Source organism: Providencia sp. PROV269, assembly GCF_028477785.1.
GTDB classification, from domain to species: Bacteria; Pseudomonadota; Gammaproteobacteria; order Enterobacterales; family Enterobacteriaceae; genus Providencia; species Providencia rettgeri.
Window position 1 is genome coordinate 222,586 of the sequence record NZ_JAMPLV010000004.1, and the last position, 25,758, is coordinate 248,343.

A 25,758-nucleotide genomic window follows, 5' to 3' on the forward strand; every position below is an offset into this window, starting at 1 on the left:
ATATAAGAACCCGCTAACACAAAGATTCAATGTAAAACAACTGTAAACCTGCATCAGGTTAATAGATTAGTTGTCGTGATTCATCATTAATACAACTCACACCAACCACTTCTATAGCCATAGTCAATCTATTGTAATTTCTAACTCAAAACAGACAAAATTGGTTAATAACTTTGTTCGCCATAATACTATTTGTTTGTTAATTAACTCTAATCCACAAAAAGGGGAAACTTAAGTTTCCCCTTTCTATTGATAATATCAAATTAATCTTCTAACTCAACATATTGAAATTTAGCAATTAACTTGTACTGAAAGCTCACTTGGAGGTAGCCCTATCTGTAAAATAACAGGTTGAAAAGCTTCATCATCACGCCAATTTGAGGCTAGTCTACGCGCAATATAAAAGCCAATAATACCACCAATTACACCTGAAATTGCTATCCAGAACTGCTCAAAATCAAACGCCTGTGCTAAGCCTGCAAAAATAAATAACCCCAAAATAGGCGTTAAGTAAACTAATAGCGCTGAACGGATCAAACTTCCCTCCGGGATGCCCACTTCAATTTTTTGCCCTTCAACTAGCGGTTGTTCAATCGCAATTTCTAATTCATGTTCCGTATTTGGCCCTATTTTGCTTAAAGCATAAGAACCACAGGTTTTACGAGCACCACAACTACCACAGCCGGACGAAGAACCATAGCGCAATAAAGCTCTACCGTTTTGCCAACGGACTACTGTTGCCCACTCTTTTACCATAATTTACTCCCGAAACTGAATACTACCTGCTACCACTTGCGCTGTTGCTAACGGTAATTCACCAATGATAGTGATAACATTTTGCTTTTGCGTCATTGTGTAAATAGTACGACGCCCATTTTGAAGCGGTTGATCAAGTAACGGGCCTTTAGTCGATTTTGTCACGTTTACAGAAAAGGTAAATAAACCATCACTAAACATTGCGGTTTCTACTACGTCGTCTTCAGCTAATTTTCGCGAAGAACGAGATATTTCTTCAAAACCAGGAGGTAACATGCCAACTTGCCATTTAAAAGAAGGATTTCCATTTTTAGGGGAAATCAATAATGGTGGCATATTTACCTTACTTAATGCGAGTAATGAGTCTTTCACTGTTTGGCTATCTAGCACCGTCGAGATCACACGAAATTGTTCTAATGTTTGGCTATTATTATCAAGAAGGTCGATACGTAATGGCAATTTCGTTTCTTCATCGATTAATACTACATAGTTAAACCGAGAGTTGTCTTTCGATATTATGCGAATCACTAACGCAGGCCTATCACCAATATGGGTACGTCCCGCATCAATAAAATTATAATAAGGTTTAATTTGCTGATAATTGGCAAAAACTACTGATGGCAAATTATCAACTATATATTTGCCATTTAAGCTAAATGCATCAAAACCTGGTTCAAAATAACTAATACTATTACCTTTTTGAACAATTTCACGACGCGATGAGTCCATTTGGATCATTTGTGAAACAGGTTCACCATTAATGATTGCATGGCGATAACGTACAGGCGTTATTGATTGCGGACTAAATGTCATATAAGACATTTCGTAAGAAAGGTTCTGGGCAGCATTCCCCATTTCTTTAAAAAGAACATCGGCATCTATTTCAGATGCCGAAGCTTGATTAGAAATAATCAGGCTGCCCGTCAGGCAGATGACGGATAACCATTTATTCATTATTGCAATTTAACTCCTGCTGAAGACGCAGGTTGTGCAGACTCTTGATATTGCTGGTTGAGCATCGAGCGTCTTTCAATTTCATACTGTTGTAGCATCGCATTAATGCGTTGATTTTGTTGTTCAACTTGTTGAAGTTGCTGCTCATTACCAAATAATTGGTTATCTGAGATATTCAAGCTAACTGGTGCCCCGCTGCCGACAGGAATGGTATTGAACATTGGCTCATCAACCGGTGAGTCAACCGCATTACTTTGGTTGTATTGTTGAACGCCAACAATTACAGCCAAAGACACACAGGCTGCAACACCAATTTGAGTTAACTGGCTCGCCCAAGGACGAATTTTGCCCCAGAATGGGAAAGCCCCCCAAGTCGCAGGCTCTGGCTGCGATTCGACAACTACCTGAGGATTAATACGCACAGCTTCATTCTCTAATGCTGCCGCAACTTTACTTGCAATATCAAAATGCATGACTTCACTAGTATCGTTACGTAGAGTATCACGAATAAGATGATAGCTCTCCCAACGTTGTTTTAACGTTGAATCACGTGAAATAGCGCTGACCAGTTCTAAGTCTAGTACTTCGCCATCCATCATTGCGGAAAGTTTCTCTCTTTGCATGCCCAATTACCTTCAGTTAATTGCATCACAATTATGTTTAATTGACTGATTTAACATACTAATACTGTTGAATCAGTGGCTGAACTTTATTATCAATCGCTTCCCTTGCCCTAAAAATACGAGAACGTACGGTGCCGACTGGGCAATCCATTATTTCTGCGATTTCTTCATAGCTCAAACCATCTAACTCGCGGAGCGTAATTGCCATTCTAAGATCTTCAGGCAGCGATTCGATGGTCCGGAAAACAACTTTCTTTAATTCATCAGACAACATTAAGTTCTCTGGGTTCGAAATTTCTTTTAAGGCACTCGCGGTTTCAAAGTTTTCTGCATCACTCGCTTCCAAGTCCGACGCAGGTGGGCGCCTATCTTGGGCAACTAAATAATTTTTAGCTGTATTTACCGCAATCCGATAAAGCCAAGTATAAAATGCGCTATCACCACGAAACGAACCAATGGCGCGATAAGCTTTTATAAATGACTCCTGCGCAACGTCAGGCACATCTGCTTGCGGTACATAGCGAGATACTAAGCTCGCGACTTTATGCTGATATTTTATCACCAATAAGTTGAAAGCTTGTTGATCGCCTTTTTGTACCTTTTCAACCAAAATCTGGTCGGTCAATTGCTCGCTCATTCCAGGAAGTATCTCCCGAATTCAGGCCGATAATATGTTAACTTGATCATGTTCTCCCTTCCTAAAGCAAGCACTACTTTGAGTAGTAGAACTCGTTGAAGTTCAATTTAATCTAAAAAAATAGTCAAAAATTTACAAAACTGATGAAAAAATTACTTGGTTGATCTTAAAGATCCTTATTAAAACAACTAACTACAAGATCCAGAAGACAGCATACAGATTTTAGGCACGAATGCGATAGCTATCACACTAAAACCATTTGAATACGTAAATAGCGCTAGGTCAATATACTGTACCTTAACAGCCATCCACTAATAGCAATAGGACACTCGATAGGCTAACATAAAAAACTCAATACATACTATTATATACATGCAAACACTTATGAACGAATCCACACAGCATTACACTGATATTTTAATCATTGGGAGTGGTGTCGCAGGACTTTCAGCTGCCTTGCGGCTCGCCCCCTTTCATCAAGTGACCATTCTTAGTAAAAGCAGCCTTAGCGAAGGAGCATCTTATTACGCACAAGGCGGTATTGCTGCAGTTTTTGATGACACTGACAGCATCGAATCTCATGTAGAAGATACACTAATTGCTGGTGCAGGTATCTGCCAGAAAGAAGCTGTTGAGTTTATTGCCTCCAATGCAAAACAATGCGTTCAATGGCTTATCGACCAAGGTGTTTTATTCGATACAGAGATTACCGAGAACGGCGAAACACAGTATCATTTGACCCGTGAAGGCGGCCATAGCCATCGACGAATTCTCCATCATGCTGATGCGACAGGAAAAGAAGTTGAAACCACGTTAGTCGACCTCGCTTTTGCTCACCCAAACATTCATATTAAAGAACGCTATAATGCCGTCGACCTAATCCTTTCTAGCACAGCTGAATCACCGCGAATTTTAGGTGCTTACGTTTGGAACCGCCAAAAAGAACAAGTTGAAACTATTCGAGCGAAAACGATTGTTCTGGCTACGGGCGGCGCGGCCAAAGTTTATCAATATACCACGAATCCAGATATTTCTTCTGGTGATGGGATTGCAATGGCATGGCGAGCTGGCTGTCGTGTTGCTAACCTTGAGTTTAATCAATTTCACCCAACTTGTTTATTTCATCCACAAGCACGTAATTTTTTATTAACTGAGGCATTACGTGGTGAGGGAGCTTACCTCAAGCGCCCTGATGGTAGCCGGTTTATGCCAGATCACGACGATCGTGGTGAACTTGCCCCTCGCGATGTTGTTGCACGTGCTATTGACCATGAAATGAAACGCCTTGGTGCTGATTGCATGTATTTGGATATTAGCCATAAGCCTAGCGATTTCGTTAAAAACCATTTCCCGACTATTTATGCGAAATTGATGACTTTAGGGTTAGACCTCACTCAAGAGCCCATCCCTATCGTACCAGCGGCCCATTACACATGCGGTGGTGTAATTGTCGATGAAACGGGTATGACTGATATCACGAATCTCTATGCAATTGGCGAAGTGAGCTACACCGGCTTACATGGTGCAAACCGTATGGCATCCAATTCGCTATTAGAATGCTTGGTATACGGCTGGGCGGCGGCTGAAAACATTAATAAAACGATCAAACAGATCGATGATATTCCCTATTTATCTGAGTGGGATGAAAGCCGAGTACATAACTCAGATGAACAGGTGGTTATTCAACATAATTGGCATGAATTACGTCTATTTATGTGGGACTACATGGGGATCGTCAGAACGACTAAACGCCTTGAACGTGCATTACGCCGCATCCATTTACTTCAACAAGAGATTCACGATTATTACGCCAACTTTCGTATCTCAAATAATTTATTGGAACTACGAAACCTAGTTCAAGTTGCTGAATTAATGGTTCGTTGTGCATTAGAACGCAAAGAAAGCCGGGGATTACATTACACCTTAGATTACCCAGAACCACTTCCTAATTCAGGCCCCACTATTTTACAACCTGAATAACGTGAGCTAGGGCCGGCCTTAAGTGCCGGCTTTAGTATTTCACATAAAATGGCTGAATTAGTTTACGAAATTCATCAGTATACTCACCATTTTCATCTTTGAGTGCCAGCGATGTCACTTGTGTTTGTGTCTCTTGCAGTTGAATGCCCAATAGCATGCGATGGTAGGCTGTTGTAGGTTTATCACTAACATTAACGCGAAAAGCAGTAAACCAGCCTGAATTCTCAGCCATCTTCTGCATTTTTTCACCGACCTCATAGGGCAGCACTAAACAAAATAGTCCATGAGATAGAAGACAGGATTTTGCACTTTCTAGTAATACATCATGAGTTAATGTCGCGGTATATCGCGCTTGGTCTCGTTTTTCGTCCCGACACGCAACAGCAGGTTCGAAATACGGTGGGTTACTCACAATCAAATCATATTGAACTGAATGTAACTGACTGTAGCTGACAATATCTTGGTTGATAACATGCAAACGCTCAGCCCATGGCGATTCAGTAAAGTTTCCCTGCGCTTGCACTGCGGCATCACTATCTAATTCGACCGCATCAACACGTAACTTTGTATTTCTTTGCGCTAACATCAAGGCTATTAACCCACTACCACTTCCAATGTCTAATACAGATTGAACACCGTCCACGGGAGCCCAAGCCCCCAATAGCACGCCATCCGTCCCCACTTTCATCGCACATCGGTCATGGGCCACAAAAAACTGTTTAAATGTAAAACCGCCTTTACGGTAATTCTTTTTTTGCTCACACATGCAAACACTCTAATTGGCTAATACTTGTTCGAATATTCTCATTCTAAGCAAATAAAAGTCATAAATTAACCTATTTGCTACAATATAATTCTCATATTATGGGAATTATATTTGAGACGAAAAAAATTTACTGATAAGTTCGAAAAAAAGGAGATGCTATGAACAGTATAAATAGAACCTTAGACATCTTGTCTTACATCACAACTTGCGCATCTCCAGTGACGCCACAGTCTATCTCATCAGCGTTAGAGATCCCATTATCAACAGTCTATCGTTTACTAACAATTCTCATAGATTGGGAATTTGTATCTCACGCAAAACAATATGGCACATATTGTGTCGGCTCGCAGAGTATCAAAAATCAAGAAAAATACTATCACCACAGTTTATTGATGAGCGCATCTAAACAAGAACTGCAAACTTTAGCGAAAAAAACCCAAGAAACGGTGGCAATTATTACCTCAAATTTACGAGAGACCATTTGTGTCGACATGATTGAGAGTGAACAAGCGCTACGCTGTTCTTTTATTATTGGGCGAGGCAATACTTTAGTTAAGGGAGCAAGTGCGAAAACCTTGTTAGCTTTTCGTCATGAACTCTATCAAAACCAAGTACTTGAAGCTCATACAAAGCAGTTAACCACTGAACAACAAAAAATAAAGCTACAACAAGATTTACAACAGATACGCAAGCAAGGTTACGGCATGTCTGTGAGTGAAATCGATGAAGGCGTACTGGGGGTATCTGCACCGATTTTCAAAGGAAATGATGTGTTAGCTGTCGTTTCAGTTATGGCACCTGAATTCCGCTCTACACATCGCGTGGATGAATTTATCACGCACACCTGCCAAACAGCGCATAACATCACTAAATTAATTAACTTGGAGTAACTATGACACAACCTTTCCAATGGCAAGGGCGCACAGATGGTGAAACACAAGAGCATTTGCGCATCCATCAAGTCATTAATAAACACACACCTGCTGAATTTGCATTAATTGGTTTTGCTTCTGATGAGGGCGTTAGGCGCAATAAAGGCCGCCAAGGCGCTAAAGCAGGCCCAGATGCAATTCGCTATCAACTGGCTGGGTTACCTATTCATCAACCGCTTGCAATTAAAGATGTCGGTACAATTAGCTGTGATGATGGCAATCTGGAAGCCGCACAACGTCGTTTATCCGACCAGCTTATCGCACTGCTCGCTGAAAACCAAAAGCCGATTGTACTTGGCGGTGGCCATGAAGTCGCATTTGCAAGCTTCCAAGGCCTGTTTGACTATGTTGAACATTATCAAGCAGGTAAAACGATCGGTATTATTAACTTTGATGCGCATTTTGACTTACGCGAAGCCCCTATCGCGACTTCTGGTACCCCATTTTTACAATCTGCCATGTTGTGTCAGCAGCACCAACGCCCTTTTCAATATTTATGTTTAGGCATCGCAGACCATGGCAATACTAAAGTATTGTTCGATACCGCTGATTCATTAGGTTGCCAATATATCCGCGATAAAGAACTTGCTTATTCTAAGCTTCCTCAAGCAATTGAAAAAATTAAAAAATTTATTGACGGCGTAGACTATTTATATGTCACCGTTGATTTAGATGTGTTTTCTGCTGCCATTGCGCCGGGCGTTAGCGCACCAGCACCGAAAGGTATTTCCACTGAAGTTTTTGATGAACTGTTTGCCATTATCAAAAGTAGCCAAAAAATGGCTGTTTTTGATATCGCAGAATGCAACCCTGAATTTGATATTGACAACCATACCGCCAAACTCGCGGCTTATTTGATTTACCAATATTTATTCTAATAAAACAACACAACAATTCGACTGATAAATACACTGTTTCTCACGCTGTTAAGATAATTAATTTTCAAACACCACAATAAAAATAGCTTTGAAGTTGATTATCAAACTAGCCGTAGCACGATAACTTAATGGTTTTTAACTATTGAATTTCGCGTTACAGCTAGGCGGCAAGTGACGTTATCCCTAGAAGCATACAAAAGTATGTGACTAGGGTAACGGAGCGCGGCCAACAACGCTGTAGCGCATTAATGGTTTTTAACTATTGAATTTCGCGTTACAGCTAGGCGGCAAGTGACGTTATCCCTAGGAGCATACAAAAGTATGTGACTAGGGTAACGGAGCGCGGCCAACAACGCTGTAGCGTGAAAGACAACAGTTAAAAAGGGAAAAATATGATTCTACACCTCGACACACTCTCCACCCTCTTCCTAACGGTGATCTGCCTACTCATGGGGATCCACTTAAAAAAACGTATCGAATGGCTACAGCGCTTTTGTATTCCTTCTCCCGTCATTGGCGGTTTTCTGGTTAGTTTGATTATTTGGGGGCTCAAATCATTTAACCTTGCTGAAATCAATTTTGATACCAGTTTACAAACCTTTTTAATGGTCGCTTTCTTTACTACCATTGGTATTGATGGCAGCTTCCGCATCTTAAAAAGTGGTGGCCGGTTACTCTTTATCTACCTGTTTATTTGCTGGTTTGTCGTTATTTTCCAAGACACTTTTGGTGCAGGCCTTGCGCATTTACTCGGTGTTGATCCCGTTATCGGTATCATGGCTGGTGGTGTTTCTCTTACTGGAGGCCATGGCGGTGCGGCAGCCTTCGGGGGCATGGCTGAGGGCCTTGGCGTGCAATCCGCAACGGTTGCAGCCATTGCTGCGGCAACTTTTGGCCTAATTACAGGGAGCTTACTCGGTGGCCCTATTGCAACATTCTTAATTAAGAAATTTAACGTGCAGATTAAAGCTGATGAAAACGTTGAGCGAGTTCAGGTTCCTGAAACTATCGCAGGGAAAATTGAATCTATCGATGCTCACGCTTTTTTAAAAATGCTAGCTCTCGTTCTAGGGATTATGGTTATCGGTCAATTCGCTTCAGCGCAGTTTACCAAAGCAACTGGCTTTTCATTACCCAGCTATGTCGGGGCGATGATTATTGCAATAGTTATCCGTAATATTAATGACCAAGTCGAATTGTTCCGTATTAACCAAAAGTCGGTTGACCTTATCTCTGAAGTTTCACTTGGCCTATTTTTGACTATGGCTATGATGTCATTGAAAATATGGGAGTTAAAAGCCGTTGCTTTGCCATTATTCACCATCCTATTAGCACAAGTTATTATTTTAATTTTGTTAGTTGTCTTTGTCATTTTCCGCTTATTAGGCAAAAACTACGATGCTGCGGTAATGTGTGCTGGCTTAATGGGGCATGGTTTAGGTGCGACGCCAAACGCAATGGCAAATATGTCCTCGGTTTGTGAACGTTACAAACAAGTTTCGATGAAAGCTTTCATGATTGTGCCACTCAGTGGTGCAGTACTCATTGACTTAGTGGGTATCCCTTATCATACATGGTTAATTAATATGCTTAGCTAAGTATACTGAAGGAGGAGCTCTCTCCTCCTTCAACTATTTACCTTCTATATATTTCACTCATATCCATAGATATATCGCTCCCTGTCCGTAGTGAAAACAGTTACACTTGAGCAAAGCTGATTTTTTCAGGTGAACAATTTTGCTAACCTGTTTATAATCAGCGCCCCAAATAGAGGTATATCATGACTGCATCCACTTTTACTGAACTTGAACTTGATGAAAGCCTAATTAATGCGCTTTCAGACAAAGGCTATCAACGTCCGACCGCGATTCAAGCGGCAGCAATTCCTGCTGCAATGGATGGCCGCGATGTATTAGGTTCAGCCCCGACAGGAACAGGTAAAACCGCCGCGTTTTTACTGCCTGCGATCCAACATTTACTTGATTTCCCGAGAAAGAAATCAGGGCCGCCTCGCGTTCTAGTTGTCACGCCAACTCGCGAACTAGCCATGCAGGTTGCTGACCAAGCAAAAGAATTATGCGCCCATAATCATCTAGATATCGCTACCATCACTGGTGGTGTTGCTTATATGAACCACGCTGAAGTTTTCAGCGAAAATCAAGATATTGTCGTCGCAACAACAGGCCGACTACTCCAGTATATTAAGGAAGAAAACTTTGACTGCCGCGCAGTTGAGATTTTGATCCTTGATGAAGCTGACCGCATGCTCGACATGGGCTTTGCCAATGACATAGAAACAATTGCAGGCGAAACACGCTGGCGCAAGCAAACTATGCTGTTTTCTGCCACTCTTGAAGGCGAAGCTATTCGTGACTTTGCTGAGCGTTTATTAGAAGATCCAATTGAAATTGATGCCGACCCTTCACGTCGTGAACGTAAAAAAATTCAGCAATTTCATTACCGTGCTGACACACTAGAGCATAAAACAGCCTTACTGTGCCATTTGTTAAAACAAGATGAAGTCACCAAAGCCATCGTCTTCGTACGTAAGCGTGAGCGTTTACGTGAATTAGTCCAATGGTTACGCGAAACGGGTATCGAACCTTGTTATCTTGAAGGGGAAATGCCACAAGCTAAGCGTAATGAAGCTGTACGCCGCCTCGTTGATGGCCAAGTTAAAGTACTGGTTGCAACAGATGTAGCTTCTCGTGGCTTAGATATCGAAAACGTTAGCCATGTTTTTAACTTTGACTTGCCTAGAACTGCAGATGTCTACTTACACCGTATTGGCCGTACTGGCCGAGCTGGCCGTAAAGGCACGGCAATTTCTTTAGTCGAAGCGCATGACTTTCCATTATTTGGTAAAATAACTCGTTATATTGAAGAGCCTATCAAGATTCGCGTTGTTGATTCTTTACGTCCAACAACTAAAGCTCCTTCAGAAGCGATGTTAAATAAACCAAAACCATCAAAGAAAGTACTTGCTAAGCGTAAAGAAAAGAAAAAAGAAGAACAAGCTAAGAAAAAAGAAAAAGTACGCCATCGCGACAAGAAAAATATTGGAAAACGTCGTACTCCTGTTAGCCCTTCTATATCAACCGCTAACGATAAAAGCTAATGACTAAAAACGGGTTTAGGCCCGTTTTTTATTTAGCCCATCATTTGTAAAACTTTCTCTCGCATTTGTTTTCCTTCATGAGTCAGCAGATCAGGCTTAATAATATGGTTACCAAGTATATCCTTACAATCTAGGCCTTTATTATTCTTAATACGCCAATCAGCTCCATTTTCCAATAATAGTGTAGCAACATCGAGTGCATGGCTATTTAAAGCATCATGTAAAGGCGTATTTCCTAAACTATCCTTAATGTTTACTGTTAATCCATTTTTCAATAAAAGCTGCGATTGTATAAGACGGCCATTTTGCGCAGCTAAATGTAAAATACTTTTTTGCCCTTTTGATTGAAGCATTTTAATTGTTTGACCATATCGAGATTCAATTAAAGCTTTAATAAATTGCCCATTGGCAGTTCTGACTGACTGTTGTGCCAATACATTAATATCACAAGGTTTATGATCTAATGATAAGAGTGCTGAAAATTCAGTTATATTTCCTTTTTTGATTGCACTTTCACAACATTCTTGCCAACTTATCCCCTGTTTTTCTTCTTTAATAGGAAAAATTTCTAGTGGTATTTCTTGTACCTTATTATATTCACCTGTGATTGCATTCCAGTTATTCCATGGTTTATATTTGCACATAACCTTAATAATTTTAAGCATTGAATGAGCTATAAAACTTCTTGTTATTAAACGGGTCGGTAACCAATCTTTCCAAGAGTTATGTTCGCTATAAGCCATTTTAATACAATTTCCCAAAGCAGAAGGGATCGGTAAAGAGTTTTGCAATCTATCGAGCCAGTCATATTGTACCGTGTAATAACGTATCAACCCTTCTTGTGCAATTTTTTCAGCAACGTGATAATCAATCCCAATATTATTAATCGTGTTTTTTGCCAATCCTGCAGGACTGAATACAATACAAGGTGATTGACTCGCTAACGCCGCAATTGAAGCCAATCCCCCACCTAATGAATGCCCCGTACAAATCGTATTTCCATTTACTGCATTGAATAAAATATTCATCAAACCAACAGCTTGAAAATATTGAGACTCATAAAAACCAAGTCCTTGACGGATATTACTATAAAAATCGATAATATCGTTAGTACCTGCAAAACAAAGGACATATAAGCCATTGAATCGACAAATATTAGCTTGAAATCCCGTTTGCTCGTCATTTAATAATTCCGCATTAATTCCGAGATCATAAATATCTTTATTACTTAATTTTTCAATACCCTGTATATTCCGCCAATTTTTATGATAAGCGCCTTGTGCTAGTAGAGCTAATATATAATCTTTTGATTGTGCCTGAGTGCCTAAAAAATCTTTTCTTAATACATCTTTAGGCCATAACTCTGTTATACATGATTTAATATCTTGATGTTGGTGCCGTAGATAAATATTTAAATTTTCTCTAACAAAAATATACTCATCTTTTTTTGATAGTATTTGTTGTGTAGATAATGACATGATTTCTCCCTAACAAGTGTATTTGTTGGAAGAATATTGAAATACAAATAACCAAGGTGGGAAATAATCAACTTTATTAGTAACAAATAAAAAGCCATTGATAACAATGGCTTTAGAATTTAATATATATTACTAGATGTAATTATGTCTAATATTTATTACAGACTTTCAGTGAAAGTACGGGTAATAACATCACGTTGTTGTTCAGGCGTTAATGAATTAAAACGCACGGCATAACCAGAAACACGAATTGTTAATTGCGGATATTTTTCTGGATTTTTAACTGCATCTTCTAATGTTTCACGGCTTAATACGTTAACATTTAAGTGCTGACCGCCTTCAACGCGTACGGTAGGTTTCATTTCTAAAGGAACTTCGCGATACTCAAAAGCACCTAATTCATCTTTAGCAACAATTTGCCCTTCGTTGTAATCGGCTTTCGCACAAACACAACGAGCTTCATTTTTTTCATCATCCAGTAACCAAAACGAATTCAACAATGCTGCATTATCAGTTTTAGTAATTTGAATACCTGTAATCATGTCGACCTCCACGTTCGAGCTAGATTGCATTCGATTTGTGTAATAAATCGAAGCTACATTAACCATCAATCTTATGAAAACTTGTAATTGGATATTTGGTCTAACCAATGTATATAGTTATTTTATACCAGCTAGATCCCCTATTTTCTTTGATATTTATCAATTATTCCACTTAGCAACTAATTCAATCACCCCAACTTTATGATTTAAATCAAAATTAACAATTTATTTTTTTAACTATTTGTATAAATTTTCAATTTTTTTTAAAATTAATAGTCAATATCAGGGCTTTATCTCTCTCTCATGAACCAGTAAGCTTATAGCTATCAACTGGTTCATATAATTGTTCCTTCCTAAATTCATTGTTATGGAATATTTCATGTCAAACTCCATTACGTGGCACGATGTTATTGGCCCTGAAAAATCAAAACCCTATTTCAAAGAGACACTCGCTTATGTAGCAGAACAGCGCAAAAATGGTAAAATTATCTACCCTGCTCAAGACGACGTTTTTAATGCATTTAGGTATACCGAACTTGCCGATATTAAAGTCGTTATCCTAGGACAAGACCCTTATCATGGCCCAGGACAAGCCCACGGCCTCTCTTTTTCCGTACTCCCTGGTATTAAGCCACCACCGTCATTAGTGAATATGTATAAAGAATTAGAAAAGGATATCGCTGGCTTTCAAAGACCTAATCATGGGTATTTGCTCAGTTGGGCTCAACAGGGTGTTTTACTCCTTAACACCGTTCTCACCGTAGAACAAGGCAATGCTCACTCCCATGCCCATTTAGGTTGGGAAACCTTCACGGACAAAGTTATTGAAGCAATCAATGAAAATACACAAGGCGTTATTTTTCTACTGTGGGGTTCCCATGCACAGAAAAAAGGTAAAATAATTGATACAAAGCGCCACCATGTACTCAAGGCTCCTCACCCTTCCCCACTTTCTGCTCATCGAGGATTTTTAGGTTGTGGCCATTTCTCACAAACTAATACTATTTTAGAACAACAAGGTAAAACACCTATTGATTGGAACCCTGTAATAGATGAGCCAAATCTGCAACCATAGATGATTTTTTGGCACTAAGTCATAAAAAAGGGAAATCAATTGATAGATTTCCCTTTAGTAATATTCTCTTGGGGGCATTTGCCTCCATTTAAATAACGATGCTCTTTATTTAGAGACAATCACCATTGCAGGTCTTAGTAAACGGTTGTTTAATGTATACCCTTTTTGCATAACTTCAATCACATGATTAGCTTGGTGATCTGGTGACTCAATCATCGTTATCGCTTGATGAACGTCAGGGTTAAATGGCACATTGATATCACTGACAGGCTCGATCCCAAACTTAGCCACTGCATCTAAAAAAGTTTTTAGCGTTAAATTTAGCCCTTCTAACATCGCTTTAGACTCTTCACTTTCGTGATCTGCTGCATCTATCGCACGTTCTAAGTTATCAATCACTGGTAGTAATTCATTTGAGAATTTTTCCAGTGCGAACTTATGTGCTTTTTCGATATCTTGCTCAGTTCTACGGCGAATATTTTCAATTTCTGCGTGTGCACGCAACATCGCTTCACGTTCAGTTTTTTGTGAGGCTTCTAACTGTTGTTCAAGCTCAGCAATACGCGTGGCTAACGCTTGTTCGTCTGCTTGTAATTCATCAGCTTGTTGAACGCTGGCTTCTTGCTCAGCTTGCACTTTTTGTGATTCATTTTGTTCAAAAGCTTGCTCATCATGCATGTTTTGGTCTTTACTACTCATGAATATCTCCGCGTATTTAGCATTAATCCCATATATGAGAGTATTATGGGGATCTAATACAGGGATTCAAGGGAAGTCATACAATCAGAGGCCAAAAAAGTATGCGAAAGGACAATAATACACCACTACCACATTTTAAAACGATAGGCATTGTCGGGCACCCTAGGCACCCTGAAGCATTGGCAACTCATGAATTAATATACCATTGGTTAATTTCAAAAAACTATCAGGCCATTATCGATAAACAAGTTGCTAAAGATTTAAAATTAGTCAATGCCAACACTGGAACATTAACTGAAATAGGCCAACAAGCTGATTTAGTTGTTGTTGTTGGGGGAGATGGCAATATGCTCGGCGCTGCTCGTATATTATCTCGGTATAATAATAAAGTTATTGGTGTAAATCGTGGTAATCTCGGTTTTCTTACCGATTTAGACCCGGATAATGCATTACAACAACTTTCACGTGTTCTTGAAGGTGAATACCGCGAAGAAAGGCGTTTTTTACTAGAAGCACAAGTCATTAAAGCTAACCAAAAAGCACGTAAAAGCACCGCAATTAATGAAATTGTTCTACACCCTGGTAAAGTTGCTCATATGATCGAGTTCGAGGTCTATATTGATGAAAAATTTGCCTTTTCTCAACGTTCTGATGGTTTAATCATTGCCACACCAACAGGTTCTACAGCTTATTCACTTTCCGCTGGAGGCCCTATTTTAACCCCGAATTTGGATGCTATTGTATTGGTTCCAATGTTTCCACATACCTTATCCTCTAGACCTCTGGTGATTAGCAGTGACAGCAGTATTCGGCTGAAGTTTTTACGAACAAATATTGATTATGAAGTCAGCTGTGATAGCCAAATCATGCTCCCTATTCAGGACGGTGAGGAAGTCATTGTCAAACGTAGTAATAAAAATCTTAATTTGGTTCATCCAAAAGATTATAATTATTTCAATACGTTAAGTTCAAAGTTAGGATGGGCTAAAAAAACTTTTTAATTTTTTCAATCTGCCTCTTTACTGTATAAAAAAACAGTCATACACTGTATTAAAACACAGGTGTGTATTTTTACAGGAGAGCGCCGATGCTTACCCAACTAACAATCAATAATTTTGCAATCGTACGTGAATTAGAAATTGATTTCCGTAATGGCATGACAACCATAACCGGTGAAACAGGTGCGGGTAAGTCCATTGCTATTGATGCACTTGGCCTGTGTTTAGGCAATCGGGGTGAAGCCAATATGGTGCGCCCCGGTGCACAACGTGCCGACCTCTGTGCTCGCTTTTCCTTAATGGATGCTCAACTGGCTGCCAATTGGCTTACTGAGCACCAACTCGATAACCAAAATGAATGCCTATTACGCCGCACTATCTCTCCTGATGGCCGTTCACGTGGTTTCATTAATGGCGTTTCAGTTCCTTTATCGCAACTTAGAGAGTTAGGAACATTACTGATCCAAATCCATGGTCAGCACGCACACCAACTCTTACTAGATAGCGCCCATCAAAAATCCCTGCTTGATGCCTATTCAAACCAGCAAGAGCTAATTGCTCAAATGAAAAAAGCATGGCAAACATGGCACGATTCCTGCCAACAATTAGCTGTATTTCAAAAACAAATGCAAGAACGTGAATCTCGACAACAGTTGCTAGAATATCATCTAAAAGAACTGAACGAATTCCTCCCTGTTCAAGGGGAATTTGAAGAGATAGACCAAGAATATAAACAACTCGCTAATCATGGGCAATTTTTAGCTATTGGCCAAACAACAACGCAAATACTATCTGAAAATGATGATTCGAATGTTATTAGCTTATTAAATATGGCAAAAAATGAATTATCTGATCTAGTCGCTCTCAACCCTAAATTTTCAGAGCTACTTGATATGCTTGAAGAAGCATCGATACAAGTCAGCGAAGTCAGTGATGAAATAAAGCATTATTGTGACCAATATGAGCTTGACCCTAATCGCTTGTTTGAACTAGAAAAACGCATTTCTAAACAAATTAACTTAGCGCGTAAACACCATGTCACTCCCGAAGCTTTACCCGAATTATTTCAGCAATTACTGAGCGAACAAGAACTAATAGCCAGCCAAAATGAAGACTCTGAAACGTTAAATGCGCAAGTACAAGTAAATCATCATATTGCTCTCGAATGTGCGGAACGTTTACACCATGTACGTTTACATTATGCTCAAGAATTAAGTACATTAATTACCAATAGCATGCACCAACTTTCAATGCCTCATGGTCTGTTTACTATTGATGTAAAATTTACTCCAGATCAACTACAAATTGATGGTGCCTGTAAAGTAGAGTTCAATGTGACGACTAACCCAGGGCAGCCACACCAAGCACTTGCGAAAGTGGCATCGGGCGGTGAGTTATCACGTATAGCACTAGCAATCCAAGTGATTACAGCTAAAAAAATGGATACGCCCGCATTAATATTTGATGAAGTCGATGTCGGTATTAGTGGACCAACAGCAGCAATTGTAGGGAAGTTACTACGTGAATTAGGTGAATCAACGCAAGTTATGTGCGTTACACATTTACCCCAAGTGGCAGGGTGCGGTCATCACCACTTTTATGTCAGTAAAGAGACAAATGGTGTAGAAACAGAAACTCGTATGCAATTATTGGATAAAAAATCTAGATTACAAGAGCTTGCGCGTCTTCTTGCTGGATCTGCGGTAACAAAAAATACGCTAGCCAATGCAAAAGAGTTGCTTGCAGCATAATTTTTGACAACTTTTTTACGCTCATGTGGTCTTAGAGTCGATAAGGAAGGTTTTAAATTGTATCAATGTCGATTATCATTGATGTTCTGACTCCAAAAGGAATGAGATATCCATGCGTTATAAATTGTTAACTGCTGCCGCGCTATCACTCGCATTAATGTCTACGGGCTGTTCAATGATGGAACGTCTTGTCTATCACCCAGACATTAACCAAGGTAATTACCTCACAGCGAAAGATGTCGCTAAGATCCAAAAAGGAATGACACAGCAACAGGTTGCTTATACTTTGGGCACCCCAATGTTATCTGACCCGTTTGGTACTCAGACTTGGTATTATGTTTTCCGCCAAGAACTTGGGCATGACCCAGTTCAGCAAGAAACTTTGACTCTTATCTTTGATCGTAATGGTATTCTTACTGACATCAAAAATGAGAAAAATCTTGCCGCGCAGGAATCAATGGAAGCTGCTGAAACAAAAGCATCAGAAACTAAAACAGCTGACTAACCATAAACACTAAGAACCACCTAGTGTGACAATAACAACCTGTTTTCTGAAGGACTTATTCAGGCAGGTTGTTATTATGAGTATCTTTATTAAAAATTTATTAAAAGCATTTTGCACAAATAAATTTAAAGACAAAAACCGAGCTTTTGCTCGGTTCGCTACATAAAATTAATTTACTTATTTTTAACTTCTTTAGATTTTTCAGCTCTTTTACGCCGTAACTCTTTTGGGTCTGCAATCAAAGGTCGATAAATCTCAACTCGATCTCCATCTTGCACTAAATCTGTCAATTTAGCGGGGCGACTATAAATACCAATCTTATTTTTTTTAAGATCAATATCATCCCTAAGGGCAAGGATACCAGAAGCAAGTATCGCTTCTTCTATTGTCGTCCCCTCTTTCACTTTGACTGATAGCAAAAATTGCTTTTCAGGAAGCGCATATGTCACTTCAATATTCAGCTCAGACACTGTATACATCCTTTGCTCTTAAAGTGAAAGCTTGAACCATATTATTTGCTAGTTCCTTGAAAACTTTGCCAAACGCAAGCTCTATCAATTTATTTGTAAACTCAAAATCAAGATGAAACTCGATTTTACAAGCGTCTGCACTTAAAGGAATAAATTTCCAACCACCAGCTAATTTACTAAATGGCCCTTCAACAAGTTGCATGTGTATGCATTTATTATCCTCTAGCACATTTTTTGTGACAAAAGTTTTGCTAATACCTGCTTTTGACACTTCAACAGAAGCGGTCATTTCTTCAGAGCTATGACTAATAATTCGGCTACCTACACACCCCGGCAAAAAGCTTGGATATGAAATAACGTCATTAACGAGTTTATACATTTGTTCTGCGCTAAAAGGGACCAACGCAGAGCGACTAATCTGTGGCATATCAATTCCTATCCCCAAAAACTGAGCGTATAATACCATCTTTGATTGGTTAAACAAAAAACAAAACCCACATAGGGCAAGATTTGCACAATCAAAAAAATATCAGCTTAGAAAGATTTCTTTCAACTCAGCTTACAGTATAATGATTGCACTATGACAAAGAAAAAACCATATAAACCCGGTTCAGCAACAATTGCTATGAACAAGCGTGCTCGCCACGAATATTCTATCGAAGAGGAGTTCGAGGCGGGTCTATCCCTACAAGGTTGGGAAGTTAAATCACTCCGTGCAGGCAAAGCCAACATTGGAGATAGCTACGTTCTTTTACGGGACGGTGAAGCTTATTTATTCGGTGCAAACTTCACACCACTGACTGTTGCATCATCGCATGTTGTATGCGACCCAACGCGTAGCCGTAAATTACTTTTAAATCAACGCGAATTAGATACACTCTACGGTAAAGTTAATCGTGAAGGTTATACCGTTATTGCACTTTCTCTCTACTGGAAAAATGCATGGTGTAAAGTTAAAATCGGTGTTGCCAGAGGTAAAAAATCTCACGACAAGCGTTCTGATATTAAAGAACGTGAATGGCAACTCGATAAAGCACGTATAATGAAACATTCTAACCGCTAACCTCTAGCTTTATAGAGTATTTTTCTGTTATACTGAGCTCAACAACTTGGGGCTGATTCTGGATTCGACGGGATTTGCGAAACCCAAGGTGCATGCCGAGGGGCGGTTGGCCTCGTAAAAAGCCGCAAAAAAATAGTCGCAAACGACGAAAACTACGCTTTAGCAGCTTAATAACCTGCTTAGAGCCCTCTCTCCCTAGCCTCCGCTCTTAGGACGGGGATCAAGAGAGGTCAAACCCAAAAGAGATCGCGTGGATGCCTTGCCTGGGGTTGAAGCGTTAAATTTAATCAGGATAGTTTGTTAGTGGCGTGTCTGTCCGCAGCTGGCAAATGAATTTAAAGACTAGACTAAGCATGTAGTACCGAGGATGTAGAAATTTCGGACGCGGGTTCAACTCCCGCCAGCTCCACCAAATTTGGTGGGTCAGTGATAGGACAACAGGTTTAAAAACAGGAAGTTAGCAAAATCAGTTGGACTACGCACTGACACAAATAGGACTACAAATGATACGCAAATCGTACGCGGATTATTAAGTTCACTAAAAGCCCACTTCGGTGGGCTTTTTTATTGCTTTCTGAGCACACCTACCAAAATATAAATAGTTCATAGTGGTACTGTAGTAAAATCCCATTTCCCCTATTTTATAATATAGGCTTGCTTTCCGCCTCACAATTTGGTGGTGAATAAAGTAAGACTAACACGACATTTCACATAAACTCTCCTTATCAGTTTGCTGCATCAATAGGTATATTCAGGTATACTAAATTACTTATTTTCTTCTCAATACGAATGATTGAAATGATTAAGTTATTCACTAAATACTTTTCGGTTGGAATTTTAAACACTCTTATACATTGGTCTATTTTTGGACTACTGACAGTGTTCCTTTCAACCTCTCAAGCTATAGCTAACTTAATAGGCTTCATAGCTGCTGTCAGTTTTTCCTTTTTTGCTAATGCAAAATTCACCTTCAAAGCTAAAGCGACTACAGCACGATACTTATCATTTACCTTATTTATGGGGCTATTAAGTTACTTGACTGGTTATGTTTCAGACCAACTACGATTCCCCCCTATCGCAACTTTAATAATTTTTTCTTCGATTAGCCTCGTATTAGGTTTTCTTTACTCCAAAATCTTTGTTTTCAGAGATACTCCACAATGAAAATATCATTAGTAGTGCCCGTTTATAACGAAGAAGAAGCTATCCCTATATTTTATAAGTCAGTAAGAGAACACCCGATTCTTAATCAATATGATATCGAAATAGTCTTCATAAATGATGGAAGTAAAGACAGCACTGAAAATATTATCAATGCATTAGCTATTGCTGACCCTTTAGTGCTCCCTTTAAACTTCACGCGAAATTTTGGTAAGGAACCGGCTTTGTTTGCGGGCCTTGAATACGCAACTGGAGAAGCTGTAATACCTATTGATGTAGACCTTCAAGATCCTATTGATGTTATTCCACAGCTCATAGATAAATGGCAACAAGGCGCAGATATTGTTCTCGCAAAAAGAGCTAATCGTACTAGTGATACATGGTTAAAACGCAAAACAGCTGAATGGTTTTACAAGCTCCATAATAAAATTAGCGCGCCTGAAATTGAAGAAAATGTTGGCGATTTTAGGTTGATATCTCGTCAGAGTGTCGAATATATAAAATTATTACCTGAGCGTAATTTATTCATGAAAGGTATCCTTTCATGGGTGGGTGGAAAAATTGATGTTGTTGAATACAACAGAGCAGAAAGATCTGCTGGAGAAAGTAAATTCAATGGCTGGAAATTATGGAACTTAGCCTTAGAAGGTATAACGAGTTTTTCTACTTTTCCATTACGCGTTTGGACTTATATTGGTTTATTTGTTGCTTTTGCATCTTTTATCTATGGTGGTTGGATGATGGTAGATAAATTAATTTGGGGTAACCCTGTTCCTGGTTATCCTTCATTACTTGTTTCTATTCTATTTTTAGGTGGAGTTCAGCTTATTGGTATTGGTGTACTCGGTGAATATATTGGTCGTATTTATACCGAAAGTAAACAAAGACCTAGATATGTATTAAAAAACAAAAAGCATGCAGGAAAACCACATGAGTAAGTATTTTCATAATTTTAACATACAATATTTCGTTTTATTTATACCGTTTGTTTTAATATTTATAATTGAATATTTAACACCGATGCAATCTGATGATTTCGTCTATTACATTAAAGGTAATTCGCTATCTATCCATTTAGATCATTACTTTTCTTGGAGTGGACGTTTCGTTTCCGATTATTTCAGTACATTAATTCTTAGTGCTGACTCCCAATTATTAAAATCAACAGTTATTGCAGCCATTTTAACTGCTACTTTATTTTTAATTGTTAAGATGGGCGATCGCTTAAATGCACCCAACAATCGATTTTATCTTCAATTTCTGTCTTTATTTTTTATTTATTGGGTTACAAGCCCTAACGTCGGCCAAATTGTTTTTTGGGTTGTTGGTGCAGGAAACTACCTTGTTACTAATTTCTTTGTGGTTCTATTCTTATATGCATTGATGCGATATATAAATAAAAAAAAAGGTATTACCCTGCTTTTATTTGTTTCGTTTTTCGCTGGCTGTAGTAATGAAAATACGACTTGGATTGTGCTGTTAATATCCTTAATAACGTCATGTTATTTTTTTATTAGAGAAAAGAAAAAAGTATTGTTTTTATCTACATTACTCGTTTTAATTGGTTTTTCAGTGTTAATCTTTAGCCCTGGTAATTTTCATCGAGCAGCGTTAGCTACTGAATTTTATGAGTTAGGTTTACTTGAAAAAATCTGGTTATTCTTATCTGAAAAATTACCTTATGCCTTGAGTAAAACATGGATACCTTTACTTGTATCATTGGTTTTATTAACCACCTTTATTAATACAAAAAAATATAAGAATTTTTATCTTTCTTTATTATTTATTGCACTAGGGCTATTAAGTACAATATCAATGGTTGCATCTCCTTCTTTTCCAACAAGGGCTCTCAGTGGTCCTCATCTGTTTTATATTATCTCTTGTTCTTTTTCAATCAGCTATACCTTAACGTCGAAAAACATAAAGTCTCTATCAATTTTATTCGTGATTAGTACACTGGCTCTCATTAGCTTCATATTTTCATATATCCAAATTGTTTTTTCATATAATTCTGTTAAGACTCAAGAAAAAATAAGAAACTATGAAATACACAAAAAATTAATTACAAATGAACAAACAAATGTAATCCCCGCATTTTATTACCCTAAAACATTAAGGGCGGGTGATTCCATTGATTTATATCATGATGCTGGAGCTACCGGTAAATATTACAAGCTGTCACATCCAGTTGATGTATATCCTATCAAATACAACTATGCTGTTATTGTTAATGGCGAAAAAATAGCACTGCCTGATAGTGAAAAAACAGGTCTAAGCAATATTTTTATTGGTCGTGATACATTTTTCAAAGGCACATCCATAGCGATACAACTTGATAATATTAATGATGAAGTTAAAATCGAAATAAAAACCAAGAATAACAAAATTTATAAAATTAAAGAATTAAATATAAACTCGTTGTATGGTATGAACGTGATTGGATTTACTGTACCAGCTTTGCCTTCAGAAATAGATTCTATTACTTATCAATCACCACAAGGCGAAGCTCTAAGTATTAGGCTGAGCATGTAAAAATTTAACTACTTTCACATTATAATTGTATGATGTGAAAGTAGTTATAAGTTAAGATTTTTAGTGCCCTAAAAAATGTATTTGTACGCCTCGCTCGTTGGTATTTTTTTCATAATTTTTAAAACAGTAGAACCTAAATTCTACTTTTTTTTCCCGCACACACAACGTTAATTATATCGTGGAATACTACTTACCTTTATCAATTGTTTTTGAACATAGTTATGTGCGGCACAAAAACTATTCATTAACTGTCTCTCTCCTTCCTGTATTCACAAGTGATCAATAATGCAAAAAATGATGACAATTCCCCCGGGCTAGTCAAAAAATATTTGATGAGATAAGAAACCACAGTAATAGTACTTTACTTCTTTTCGATAAAGTTACCGTCTGATAGAATAAATGCATGGCATCTGATCTGATAGCTTGAACACCAATCATTTTTTCGCTATGGACAGAAAAGCTGAGCATATAGCTATAAAAAGTGACCAGTGTCGATTTCGCAATCACTATTAGCATTTATATATATAAACGAACCGAATTTCGGCGCTATAATCACTCTATATGTATAAATTTACATTTAATCTCACAAAACTGGGTCTATGTATGAATTTTTTTGAAAGCGTCATAAAGGAACAAGCATCATTCCTCTACGAGGATGATAATAAAAATATACAGGATGAGAAGTTTAATATTGCATATGGCGCTGATAAAAATTTTTTGTTTGGTACTGGTGTCTCCATTGCTTCGGTTCTATTGAATAACAAGGATATGAGTTTCCATTTCCATATTTTTACCGATTTTTTAAGTCACGAAGATAGTGAGCTATTTAACGAAATCAGTAAGCTTTACAATACATGTGTGACTTTATATACATTAAATATGGATACACTAAAAACACTACCAACGAATCATGTATGGTCACATGCTATTTATTTCAGACTTATCATTGCCGACTATTTTTATAAGAAATGTGACAAAGTTTTGTATTTGGATTCTGATGTGGTTTGTAACGGAAGTATTCAATCTCTTGAATCACTAGATTTATCCTCTATACCAGTCGCTGCTGTTATGGATATCAGTGAATCTCATTCGGTAGAAATGGCTAACCTATTTAAAGTTGAAGGGCTCAAAAAAGGCTATTTTAACTCAGGCGTTATGCTAATAAACCCTGATGAATGGAATTATAGGCAGCTAACTGAAAAAACAATGTCCGTATTTACTGATGAAAAATTACAATCAGTTATCAAATATTATGACCAGGATGCGATTAACATCGCTGTTAATGGGGGGTGGTTAAAATTAGATAACATTTATAACCACAGAATAAACTTAAATGATAGATATAAAAATAGAGAAAACAGTCGTATTTCTAACGCTGTTTTCGTGCACTTCATTGGTTTGACTAAACCTTGGCATAACTGGTCTAAGTATTATCATGAAGTTAGTTGCTTTCTGAGCGCCAAGGAGAAATCTCCATGGAAAGATATAAAGTTAATGGCACCTCAAAACATTACACATCACAAATATGCATCTAAACACCTTAGATACAAAGAAAAGTACTTATCATCATTTTATCATTATATCCTTTATACGATTTTAAAAATTAAGCGAAAAATAAAGATATAAATAATGTTTGGCTTTCACAATATAAAAACAGAAAGCCAAACAACAAAATATCTTAGAGTTAATCCATTTTAACTAATACGATACCACCCCATCAGCATGATATAGGCGTTGGTAACTGTTAAGGCCGTTCCTGAACCGAGGTTTTCCGTGTTACCTGAATAGGTATGAGTGTGTCCCGCATGTTGAGACGTTTCACCACTCCAAGTTTTGGATGCATCAAAAATATACTTATGTGAATTTCTTATTGCAGATCCAGAATAACCAGCATTATTTGGTCCAGCAGATAAAGAATATGCCCCTGCCGCATACGCATATGTTATGCCTGATTCACTAGTACGTTGATACCCAAATTCCCCAGTGATGTTCATTGTTCCTCTAGTATGCGTATGTGCACCACCATTTCCTGTCGTGCCGGAGTATTTCAATGACACTGCAGGAAGGTGGTTTTTACCAATTGCCACCGAATCCGAACCACCAGTTGTCAACACATTCGCACCACTTGCAGCAGCTAAACGAATGGTTTTATTTTCGCCGATGTACTGCCATTTCGTACCAGGGAATAAGGTATTGGGGTTCTTATTTTGTGCAAACCACACCACAATACCAATAGGGTAAATGGTATTAAGATTGACCGCATTTTGTAATGCATCGGTGACGGCTTTCTGGCTCATCACGCTCGTTGTTGATCCGCCTGTTGATTGGGCAACACTGCTCGTATTGAGCTTAGCATTCAACCCGTTATTAAGTACTGTGTTTGTTGCATAATCCCCCGACGGTTGATAACTCCCCTTAGCTTGGTACCGTGTATCCCCTTCCGCTTTGGTGTAACTTTCACCTTTAAGCGCGTAATTACCCGCAGGGGCATAATTGCCTTTAGGTTGGTAATTAGTGTCAGATTCTGCTTTAGAATAGCTATAACCTGCTGCTTGATAACTGCCTTTAGGTTGATATTTACCATCGGATTCCGCCTTAGAGTAACTATCCCCTTTTAAGGCATAATCTCCTGATGGTTGATAGTTGCCCTTAGCTTGGTATCGTGTATCCCCTTCAGCTTTTGTGTAGCTTTCCCCCTTAAGTGCGTAATTACCGGCTGGAGCATAGTTGCCTTTGGGTTGATAGTTGGTATCAGACTCCGCTTTAGAATAGCTATAACCTGCCGCTTGGTAATTGCCTAATGGCTGAAAGCGTTTGTCGGATTCAGTTTTGTTATAAAC

25 protein-coding genes and 1 other RNA gene are annotated in these 25,758 nt (G+C 38.5%); 15 read left to right on the forward strand and 11 right to left on the reverse strand.

Annotated features, from left to right (window positions below; all coding sequences use genetic code 11):
• Positions 1-291: 291 nt before the first annotated feature.
• Genes rseC through rpoE form a run of 4 tightly spaced genes read right to left on the reverse strand, consistent with a single transcriptional unit; the run spans position 292 to position 2,970 of the window.
• Positions 292-756 carry a SoxR-reducing system protein RseC gene (rseC, locus tag PR683_RS07445; RefSeq protein WP_164528609.1) on the reverse strand — a complete coding sequence of 155 codons (465 nt, stop codon included), beginning with the start codon at positions 754-756 and terminating at the stop codon, positions 292-294.
• Between the two features lie 3 nt (positions 757-759).
• The gene (gene rseB / locus PR683_RS07450; protein ID WP_004912804.1) at positions 760-1,710 is read right to left on the reverse strand and encodes a sigma-E factor regulatory protein RseB; all 951 of its coding nucleotides are present in this window, start codon (positions 1,708-1,710) and stop codon (positions 760-762) included.
• Positions 1,710-2,333 carry an anti-sigma-E factor RseA gene (rseA, locus tag PR683_RS07455; protein WP_004912807.1) on the reverse strand — a complete coding sequence of 208 codons (624 nt, stop codon included), beginning with the start codon at positions 2,331-2,333 and terminating at the stop codon, positions 1,710-1,712. Before rseA ends, rseB begins: the two co-directional genes overlap by 1 nt.
• 58 nt (positions 2,334-2,391) lie before the next feature.
• Positions 2,392-2,970 (reverse strand): RNA polymerase sigma factor RpoE, encoded by a 579-nt coding sequence (gene rpoE, locus PR683_RS07460; protein WP_004912810.1) that lies wholly within the window; start codon positions 2,968-2,970, stop codon positions 2,392-2,394.
• A 384-nt stretch (positions 2,971-3,354) separates the two neighbouring features.
• Here rpoE and nadB point away from each other — a divergent pair, with 384 nt between their 5' ends.
• Positions 3,355-4,950: an L-aspartate oxidase gene (gene nadB, locus PR683_RS07465; protein ID WP_162598828.1), complete on the forward strand. Its 1,596-nt coding sequence runs from the start codon at positions 3,355-3,357 to the stop codon at positions 4,948-4,950.
• Positions 4,951-4,981: 31 nt separating this feature from the next.
• Here nadB and trmN read toward each other — a convergent pair whose 3' ends face one another.
• Positions 4,982-5,716, reverse strand: a complete 735-nt coding sequence (gene trmN, locus PR683_RS07470; RefSeq protein WP_272581732.1) for a tRNA(1)(Val) (adenine(37)-N(6))-methyltransferase TrmN — start codon at positions 5,714-5,716, stop codon at positions 4,982-4,984.
• Positions 5,717-5,874: 158 nt separating this feature from the next.
• Here trmN and PR683_RS07475 point away from each other — a divergent pair, with 158 nt between their 5' ends.
• From PR683_RS07475 to srmB, 4 genes are all read left to right on the forward strand, one after another.
• Positions 5,875-6,606 carry an IclR family transcriptional regulator gene (locus tag PR683_RS07475; protein WP_004912819.1) on the forward strand — a complete coding sequence of 244 codons (732 nt, stop codon included), beginning with the start codon at positions 5,875-5,877 and terminating at the stop codon, positions 6,604-6,606.
• A 2-nt stretch (positions 6,607-6,608) separates the two neighbouring features.
• Entirely contained in the window at positions 6,609-7,526 is a 918-nt protein-coding gene (gene hutG, locus PR683_RS07480; RefSeq protein ID WP_123382546.1) for a formimidoylglutamase, read from the forward strand.
• A gap of 392 nt (positions 7,527-7,918) precedes the next feature.
• The gene (gene gltS, locus PR683_RS07485) at positions 7,919-9,124 is read left to right on the forward strand and encodes a sodium/glutamate symporter (protein WP_042851630.1); all 1,206 of its coding nucleotides are present in this window, start codon (positions 7,919-7,921) and stop codon (positions 9,122-9,124) included.
• 182 nt (positions 9,125-9,306) lie between these two features.
• Complete coding sequence (gene srmB, locus PR683_RS07490) at positions 9,307-10,644, forward strand: ATP-dependent RNA helicase SrmB (protein WP_196723768.1); 1,338 nt, start codon at positions 9,307-9,309, stop codon at positions 10,642-10,644.
• A gap of 32 nt (positions 10,645-10,676) precedes the next feature.
• On the opposite strand, the gene PR683_RS07495 is transcribed toward srmB, so the two are convergent.
• Both PR683_RS07495 and grcA read right to left on the reverse strand, forming a co-directional pair.
• Entirely contained in the window at positions 10,677-12,122 is a 1,446-nt protein-coding gene (locus tag PR683_RS07495) for an ankyrin repeat domain-containing protein (protein ID WP_109911443.1), read from the reverse strand.
• Positions 12,123-12,280: 158 nt separating this feature from the next.
• On the reverse strand, positions 12,281-12,664 hold the full coding sequence (gene grcA, locus PR683_RS07500; RefSeq protein ID WP_004912835.1) for an autonomous glycyl radical cofactor GrcA: 384 nt from the start codon (positions 12,662-12,664) through the stop codon (positions 12,281-12,283).
• Between the two features lie 379 nt (positions 12,665-13,043).
• On the opposite strand from grcA, the gene ung reads away from it, so the two are divergent.
• The gene (gene ung, locus PR683_RS07505) at positions 13,044-13,739 is read left to right on the forward strand and encodes a uracil-DNA glycosylase (protein WP_004912838.1); all 696 of its coding nucleotides are present in this window, start codon (positions 13,044-13,046) and stop codon (positions 13,737-13,739) included.
• Positions 13,740-13,844: 105 nt separating this feature from the next.
• On the opposite strand, the gene grpE is transcribed toward ung, so the two are convergent.
• Positions 13,845-14,438, reverse strand: a complete 594-nt coding sequence (gene grpE / locus PR683_RS07510) for a nucleotide exchange factor GrpE (protein ID WP_004912841.1) — start codon at positions 14,436-14,438, stop codon at positions 13,845-13,847.
• A gap of 101 nt (positions 14,439-14,539) precedes the next feature.
• On the opposite strand from grpE, the gene nadK reads away from it, so the two are divergent.
• The 3 genes from nadK to bamE all read left to right on the forward strand — a co-directional run bounded on the left by nadK (position 14,540) and on the right by bamE (position 17,692).
• Positions 14,540-15,439 (forward strand): NAD(+) kinase, encoded by a 900-nt coding sequence (gene nadK / locus PR683_RS07515; protein WP_004912845.1) that lies wholly within the window; start codon positions 14,540-14,542, stop codon positions 15,437-15,439.
• 86 nt (positions 15,440-15,525) lie between these two features.
• Positions 15,526-17,187: a DNA repair protein RecN gene (recN, locus tag PR683_RS07520; protein WP_004912847.1), complete on the forward strand. Its 1,662-nt coding sequence runs from the start codon at positions 15,526-15,528 to the stop codon at positions 17,185-17,187.
• Between the two features lie 112 nt (positions 17,188-17,299).
• Positions 17,300-17,692, forward strand: a complete 393-nt coding sequence (gene bamE / locus PR683_RS07525) for an outer membrane protein assembly factor BamE (RefSeq protein ID WP_004265001.1) — start codon at positions 17,300-17,302, stop codon at positions 17,690-17,692.
• A gap of 173 nt (positions 17,693-17,865) precedes the next feature.
• Here the strand turns inward: bamE and PR683_RS07530 are convergent, their stop codons facing one another.
• Positions 17,866-18,171, reverse strand: coding sequence for an RnfH family protein (locus tag PR683_RS07530; RefSeq protein ID WP_181937050.1), 306 nt, complete (start codon positions 18,169-18,171; stop codon positions 17,866-17,868).
• On the reverse strand, positions 18,155-18,589 hold the full coding sequence (locus PR683_RS07535) for a type II toxin-antitoxin system RatA family toxin (protein WP_004912851.1): 435 nt from the start codon (positions 18,587-18,589) through the stop codon (positions 18,155-18,157). Before PR683_RS07535 ends, PR683_RS07530 begins: the two co-directional genes overlap by 17 nt.
• Positions 18,590-18,742: 153 nt before the next feature.
• Between PR683_RS07535 and smpB the strand changes: the two genes are divergently transcribed.
• The 6 genes from smpB (at position 18,743) to PR683_RS07565 (ending at position 24,544) form a co-directional block, all read left to right on the forward strand.
• Entirely contained in the window at positions 18,743-19,225 is a 483-nt protein-coding gene (gene smpB, locus PR683_RS07540; RefSeq protein WP_004265004.1) for an SsrA-binding protein SmpB, read from the forward strand.
• A gap of 48 nt (positions 19,226-19,273) precedes the next feature.
• Positions 19,274-19,637: a transfer-messenger RNA gene (ssrA, locus tag PR683_RS07545) on the forward strand.
• A gap of 386 nt (positions 19,638-20,023) precedes the next feature.
• Complete coding sequence (locus tag PR683_RS07550) at positions 20,024-20,389, forward strand: GtrA family protein (RefSeq protein WP_004912862.1); 366 nt, start codon at positions 20,024-20,026, stop codon at positions 20,387-20,389.
• On the forward strand, positions 20,386-21,324 hold the full coding sequence (locus tag PR683_RS07555; protein ID WP_004912865.1) for a glycosyltransferase family 2 protein: 939 nt from the start codon (positions 20,386-20,388) through the stop codon (positions 21,322-21,324). Before PR683_RS07550 ends, PR683_RS07555 begins: the two co-directional genes overlap by 4 nt.
• Complete coding sequence (locus PR683_RS07560; protein WP_196723771.1) at positions 21,317-22,918, forward strand: DUF6056 family protein; 1,602 nt, start codon at positions 21,317-21,319, stop codon at positions 22,916-22,918. Before PR683_RS07555 ends, PR683_RS07560 begins: the two co-directional genes overlap by 8 nt.
• Positions 22,919-23,521: 603 nt before the next feature.
• Positions 23,522-24,544 carry a glycosyltransferase gene (locus PR683_RS07565; RefSeq protein ID WP_196723772.1) on the forward strand — a complete coding sequence of 341 codons (1,023 nt, stop codon included), beginning with the start codon at positions 23,522-23,524 and terminating at the stop codon, positions 24,542-24,544.
• 68 nt (positions 24,545-24,612) lie between these two features.
• Here the strand turns inward: PR683_RS07565 and PR683_RS20400 are convergent, their stop codons facing one another.
• A complete protein-coding gene (locus PR683_RS20400) occupies positions 24,613-25,215 on the reverse strand; it encodes a phage baseplate protein (RefSeq protein ID WP_272571344.1) in 603 nt (200 codons plus the stop codon).
• Positions 25,216-25,758 lie beyond the last annotated feature (543 nt).